This window comes from Marivivens aquimaris (genome assembly GCF_015220045.1).
GTDB classification, from domain to species: domain Bacteria; phylum Pseudomonadota; class Alphaproteobacteria; order Rhodobacterales; family Rhodobacteraceae; genus Marivivens; species Marivivens aquimaris.
Map to the genome: position 1 here is coordinate 2,523,425 of NZ_JADBGB010000001.1, position 6,576 is coordinate 2,530,000.

Here is a 6,576-nt window from a genome sequence, read left to right on the forward strand (position 1 = left end):
GACGAAAATGTCTGACAAAATCCGCATTACCATCTGGAACGAAGGCCATCACGAACGCGAACATCCGCACATCCGCGAGGTCTACCCGACGGGCATTCATAAGGTGATTGCCGACGGGATTGAAAACGACGACTTCGAAATCCGCACTGCGACTTTCTACGATGATGACGACCACGGCCTCGGTGGCGACATCCTCGACAACACCGACGTGCTGTTCTGGTGGGGCCACTGCATTCACAAACTGGTACCCGACGAGCTGGTCGACCGTATCCAAGCGCGTGTGCTCGACGGAATGGGGCTGGTTGTCCTGCACTCGGGCCACCACTCCAAGATTTTCAAGCGCCTGATGGGCACCAATGCCAACCTGTCGTGGCGCGAACATCCGGGCGGTGAACGCGAGCGCATCTGGGCCATCGATCCCGCCCATCCGATTGCGCAAGGCGTGCCGTCGTCGATCCTCATTCCCCAGTCGGAAATGTACGGCGAGCCGTTCGACATCCCGCAGCCCGACCATCTGGTCTTTGTCAGCTGGTTCGAGGGCGGTGAAGTCTTCCGCTCGGGCTGTTGTTATCATCGTGGACGGGGGCGCATCTTCTACTTCGGCTCGGGACATGAGGCATTCCCGATCTACTACATGCCCGAAGTCCGGCAAGTGCTGGCAAACGCCGCACGCTGGTGCGTCACCCGTCATGAGGATGGTGTCAGGCTGGTGAACCGCCACATCGAAGAGCCGCTCGAAACCATCGCGCCCCAGAGCTAAGAGGCGAGCGTGCGTCCGAATATCATCCTGCTCATCGCCGACGATCACAGGTTCGAAACGCTCGGCATCAACGGCTGCGAAGGCATCGCGACGCCGCATCTTGATGCCTTGGCAGTTGGAGGTGCGAACTTCACGCGCGCGCATTGTCAGGGCGGGATGCATCCGGCGGTGTGTTCGCCGTCACGGGCATCGCTTCTGACCGGACGCAACATCTTTGCCGCGTCCCAAGATCCGAGCGGTCTGGACTTCGGCGGCAAAGCATTCGCGATATCCGAGGATATGCCAACCGTGCCGCAGCTGTTGCGGCAAGCAGGCTACCGGACGCACGCTATCGGTAAATGGCATAACGATCGCGCGACATTCGCGCGGTCGTTTTCCTCGGCTTCGCGGGTCATGTTCGGCGGCATGAGCGACCATGATCGCGTACCGCTGCATGGCTTCGACTCCACAGGTGAATACAACGAGAATAACGCGGTCGTAGGCAAAGGTTTCTCGACCAACCTGTTCCGCGAGGCTGCTCAGGAGTTCCTGTGCGGAGCCATCACAGCTCAACCGTTTTTCATGCAAGTCGCTTTCACAGCGCCGCACGATCCACGCACACCGCCGCCCGAGTTTGCGGTATCGCCCGAAGCCGTTTCACTGCCCGCCAACTTCGCCCCTTCTCACCTCTTCGATAACGGAGAGATGCTGGTCCGCGACGAGTCGCTTGAGGCGCTGCCGCGAACCCCTGAAGCGATCCGCCGGCACATCGCCGACTACTACGGCATGGTTCAGCACCTTGATGATGCGATCGGCCAAATTATCCGTACGCTTGATGAGACGGGTCAGCGAGAGAACACTCTGGTCTTCTATACAGCTGACCACGGCATCGCGCTTGGCCAGCACGGGCTGATGGGCAAGCAGAACCTGTATCAGCACTCGGTTCAGGTCCCGTTGATTATCAATGGTCGCGGGTTTGAGCCGACTGTCCGAGAAGACCTCGTCTGGCACGCGGATACCGCCGCGACGATCCTCGACATCGCAGGAGTGCCGTCCGAGTACGCAGCTGATGGCACGAGCCTCCTTGGCCCCAAACGCACCGAACATCTTTTCGGCGTCCATGGGGTCAGCCAGCGATCTGTCCGCGCCGAGCGCTGGAAATACATCGTTTATCTGCCAAACCCCGAGCCAATCATGGGGCCCTCTGAGAACGGACGGACGAGCCGCGGCTGCTTTGCCGAGCAGCTGTTCGACCTCGATACCGATCCATGTGAGATGACGAACCTTATCGCACAGCCGGATCTGCAAAGCGTTCGTGCAGACCTCATTGAAAGCCTTCTCGCCTGGCAGCGTTCCGTGAGCGACCCATTGGCGGAGCGAACCCACGAAGTCCTGAAAGGTGCCGCAGAATGACGAAAGACGCCCGCCCCAACATTCTCTTTATCATGTCCGATGATCACTCGGCCGGTGCGATTTCGGCCTATAGTTCGAAAGTCGCGCGCACGCCGAATATCGACCGGATCGCCAATGAGGGGATGCGCCTCGACCGGTGCTACGTCACAAATTCGATCTGCACGCCGAGCCGCGCTTCGATCCTGACGGGAACGTATAACCATGTGAACTGCGTCACGACACTGGACACGCACCTCGATAACCGCCTGCCGAATGTCGCCAAACATTTGCAGGCATCGGGCTATCAGACCGCCATTTTCGGCAAGTGGCATCTGGGCGAAGGCAAAGCGCACGAACCAACCGGTTTTGACGAATGGTCAGTCGTACCGGGTCAAGGCGACTACTTCGATCCGCGTTTCATTGGTCCGGAAGGCCCGTCCGTCGAAACAGGTTATGTCACCGATTTGATCGCCGACAAATGTATCGACTTCCTTGAGCGCCGCGATGCCGAGCGGCCGTTTTTCCTGATGTGCCATCATAAGGCGCCTCATCGCCCCTTCGGTCCGCATCCGCGATATGATGACCTCTACACCGACCCGCTGCCGGTCCCCGACACCTATGATGACGACTACAAGAACCGCGCCGCTGCCGCATCTGCTGCCAATATGAAAGTGCGGGCGGATATGTTTTACGAAGACCTCGGCCTCGTGCAGCCAGAAGGTGGCGAGAACATCGGCGATCGCGTCTGGCCCGATCAGGAAATCCGGAAGGTTCCGCATGATTACAACGGCTTGGTGCTGATTGACCGCGCGACGGGAGAGCGCTTTACCTTCGACAGCCAACGGGAACTCGACCTATTCAAATACCAGCGCTACATGCAGCGGTATCTGCGATCTATCGCGGGGATCGACGATAACGTCGGTCGGCTGCTGGACTGGCTGGATACCGAAGGGCTGACGGACAACACCATAGTCATTTACACGTCGGATCAGGGGTTCTTTCTTGGGGACCATGGTTGGTTCGACAAACGGTTCATGTACGAAGAATCGCTTCAGATGCCATTTCTTGTGCGGTTCCCGAAGGGTATTGCGGCTGGCTCGACTTCGAACCGTATTGCAATGAACGTGGATTTCGCGCCGTCGTTTCTAGACTTCGCAGGCATTCAGATCCCGTCGTACATGCAGGGCACCTCTTTGCGCCCACTGTTCGAGGGCACTGCCAAGGACTGGCAGACCGTGGCGTATCACCGCTATTGGATGCACAAAGACGAAGTACACAACGCATTTGCCCATTACGGCATCCGTACTGAACGGTGGAAGCTCATCTACTGGTACAACGAAGCGCTAGGCCAACTTGGTGCGAACGATGGCGATGAGCCACCAGAGTGGGAACTCTTCGACTGCGAGAACGACCCGCATGAACTGACCAATCAGGCAAACAACCCTGCATTCAGCGAAGTTTTGACTGATATGAAGGCCCTGCTCGATACGAAAATGGCAGAGATCGGCGATCTTCCACGCCACTGATGGTATCGGTCTTCCGCGCGACCGATACTTTTGGATCGCTACCGCGCTTCATCATTCGCTTGCCAGCTTTCTATCCGACGTGTCTTGCTGTTTTTGACAGCAGAGATAGCGATCATGTGCACCGTTTTGGGAAGATGCCCCGGCCACCCGCACGCGAAGGTCCACGAATGGTGGCCTCCGCCCAAATCCGAATGAAGTCATCCCACGACAACGACTTTTTTCGGAGCACACATGCAGCCCACACTGACCACTCTTAATGATGGCCTTCAGATTCGCTGGCCTGATGCAATACTTGGCGAATTTCCATACATCTGGCTTTGCGACACCGATCCGAGCGGGTTTCATCCGCAGACTGGGGAGCGGACGTTTGACCTAACATCCGTTTCGCTCGACATCACACCAGAGCAGGCCGCTATCCAGGGTGAAGACCTAGTCCTGAAATGGAATGAGCAGGAGATCAGCACGATTTCGCTCGAATGGCTGAAAGCGCATAGACCCGGTCAACGGCGCGCCGATCCCGCAGCCATTGCACCTTTGCCATGGCGCGCTGAACTGACCGGCGGCGGTGTGCCGCGTCACTCGGCAGCTGCGATCACGTCGGATCGTGAAGCATTCTTTGCGTGGCTGACCGATACGAAGCGCTATGGCGTATCCATCGTGACCAGTCTGGCTAACAACGTCGAGGCTGGCATGGACGTCGCCCGCAAGGTCGGTCATCTGCGTGAGACCAATTTCGGCGTAAATTTCGAGGTCGTTTCGAAGCCCGATCCGAACAACCTCGCCTACACGTCGTTGGCGCTACCGCTCCACACCGACCTCACCAATCAGGAATTACCACCCGGCTACCAGTTCCTACATTGCTTGGCCAATGAAGCGACTGGCGGCGGATCGACATTCTGTGACGGAGTAGCGGTCGCGAATGACTTGAAGTTGGCAGATCCTGACGTGTTCGATGTTCTGGCTACGGTAAAGGTGCCTTTCCGCTTCCATGACCGCTGCACCGACATCCGTTCGCGTAAAGCCGTGATTACTCTCGACGACGCGGGCGATATATCGGAGATCTGCTTCAACGCTCACCTCGCCGACATTGTTGATCTGGAACCGCGTCAGCTTCGCTCGTTCTATCGAGCCTACCGCAGGTTCATGTCGATGTTGCGCGATTCCTCCTATGGAATTTCGCTGCGGCTCGCGAAAGGCGAGATGGTCGTCTTCGACAACAGAAGGGTTCTTCATGGCCGCGAAGCGTTTGATCCCGCGACTGGGCTGCGCCATCTCAATGGTTGCTACGTGGACCGTGGCGAATGGGATAGCCGGATCAGAGTCTTAGCGCGTTAGACCCTCGGTTTTCACAAGGGCCATCGACACAAATGCATAGAGCCAAAGCGATTATCATTGCTTTGGCGTTCTGTTGCTAATGCATGTGTTAGACATTGGTTGCGGGGGTAGGATTTGAACCTACGACCTTCAGGTTATGAGCCTGACGAGCTACCGGGCTGCTCCACCCCGCGTTGGGTGTGTAAACACTTATCCCTTTTTTAGCGAAGCTGCTTATGGGGATATTAGATTGATATGTTTAGAGAGAATTTGGTTCTTACTAGGTCTGGCGGTGACTTACTCTCCCACGTCTTAAGACGCAGTACCATCAGCGCAACGGCACTTAACGGCCGGGTTCGGAAAGGGACCGGGTGTTTTGCTCGTGCTATAGCCACCAGACCGAGAAAGAACCAAGATTTCCAAGTGAAGTACGTTTTTAGTATGTTTCTGAAGCGTTGCTGTTTCTGGAACAGATCAAGCCTATCGGACGATTAGTACCGGTCAACTGAATGCATTGCTGCACTTACATCTCCGGCCTATTGACGTGGTGGTCTACCACGGTCCTCAGGGATACCTTGTTTTGAGGGGGGCTTCCCGCTTAGATGCCTTCAGCGGTTATCCTGTCCGATCATAGCTACCCAGCACTGCCGTTGGCACGACAACTGGTCCACCAGTGGATCGTTCACCCCGGTCCTCTCGTACTAGGGGCAACTCCTCTCAAGTATCCTACACCCACGGAAGATAGGGACCGAACTGTCTCACGACGTTCTAAACCCAGCTCACGTACCTCTTTAAATGGCGAACAGCCATACCCTTGGGACCTGCTCCAGCCCCAGGATGAGATGAGCCGACATCGAGGTGCCAAACGATGCCGTCGATATGGACTCTTGGGCATCATCAGCCTGTTATCCCCAGCGTACCTTTTATCCGTTGAGCGATGGCCCTTCCACTCGGGACCACCGGATCACTATGGCCGACTTTCGTCTCTGCTCGACTTGTCAGTCTTGCAGTCAGGCTGGCTTATGCCATTGCACTCAACGAGCGATTTCCGACCGCTCTGAGCCAACCTTCGCGCGCCTCCGTTACTGTTTGGGAGGCGACCGCCCCAGTCAAACTACCCACCACGCAGGGTCCCGGACCCGGATAACGGGCCGCGGTTAGACATCAAGCAAAGCAAGGGTGGTATCTCAAGGAAGGCTCCACACGGACTGGCGTCCGTGCTTCAAAGCCTACCACCTATCCTGCACATGCTGTACCTGATGCCAGTGCGAAGCTATAGTAAAGGTGCATGGGGTCTTTCCGTCTAACCGCGGGTAGCCTGCATCTTGACAGGCAATTCAATTTCGCTGAGTCGACGTTGGAGACAGCGGGGAGGTCGTTACGCCATTCGTGCAGGTCGGAACTTACCCGACAAGGAATTTCGCTACCTTAGGACCGTTATAGTTACGGCCGCCGTTTACCGGGGCTTCAATTCGGAGCTTGCACTCCTCCTTTTAACCTTCCGGCACCGGGCAGGCGTCAGACCCTATACGTCGTCTTACGACTTCGCAGAGCCCTATGTTTTAAGTAAACAGTCGCCACCCCCTGGTTTGTGCCCCCGGCCCA

At 56.9% G+C, this 6,576-nt stretch carries 4 protein-coding genes, 1 tRNA gene and 2 rRNA genes (1 of these 7 running past the window's edge); 4 read left to right on the forward strand and 3 right to left on the reverse strand.

Going from position 1 to position 6,576, the window contains the following annotated elements; genetic code table 11:
• Window positions 1-7: 7 nt before the first annotated feature.
• The 4 genes from IF204_RS12455 (at window position 8) to IF204_RS12470 (ending at window position 4,992) form a co-directional block, all read left to right on the forward strand.
• On the forward strand, window positions 8-760 hold the full coding sequence (locus IF204_RS12455) for a ThuA domain-containing protein (RefSeq protein ID WP_194097413.1): 753 nt from the start codon (window positions 8-10) through the stop codon (window positions 758-760).
• A gap of 9 nt (window positions 761-769) precedes the next feature.
• Window positions 770-2,152 (forward strand): sulfatase-like hydrolase/transferase, encoded by a 1,383-nt coding sequence (locus IF204_RS12460; protein ID WP_194097415.1) that lies wholly within the window; start codon window positions 770-772, stop codon window positions 2,150-2,152.
• Window positions 2,149-3,657, forward strand: a complete 1,509-nt coding sequence (locus tag IF204_RS12465; RefSeq protein ID WP_194097417.1) for a sulfatase family protein — start codon at window positions 2,149-2,151, stop codon at window positions 3,655-3,657. Before IF204_RS12460 ends, IF204_RS12465 begins: the two co-directional genes overlap by 4 nt.
• 231 nt (window positions 3,658-3,888) lie before the next feature.
• Window positions 3,889-4,992: a TauD/TfdA family dioxygenase gene (locus IF204_RS12470; protein ID WP_194097419.1), complete on the forward strand. Its 1,104-nt coding sequence runs from the start codon at window positions 3,889-3,891 to the stop codon at window positions 4,990-4,992.
• Window positions 4,993-5,088: 96 nt separating this feature from the next.
• Here IF204_RS12470 and IF204_RS12475 read toward each other — a convergent pair.
• From IF204_RS12475 to IF204_RS12485, 3 genes are all read right to left on the reverse strand, one after another.
• Window positions 5,089-5,165, reverse strand: a tRNA-Met gene (locus IF204_RS12475).
• Window positions 5,166-5,255: 90 nt separating this feature from the next.
• A 5S ribosomal RNA gene (gene rrf / locus IF204_RS12480) occupies window positions 5,256-5,370 on the reverse strand.
• Window positions 5,371-5,441: 71 nt separating this feature from the next.
• Window positions 5,442-6,576: ribosomal RNA gene (locus IF204_RS12485) — 23S ribosomal RNA — on the reverse strand (it continues 1,690 nt past the right edge of the window).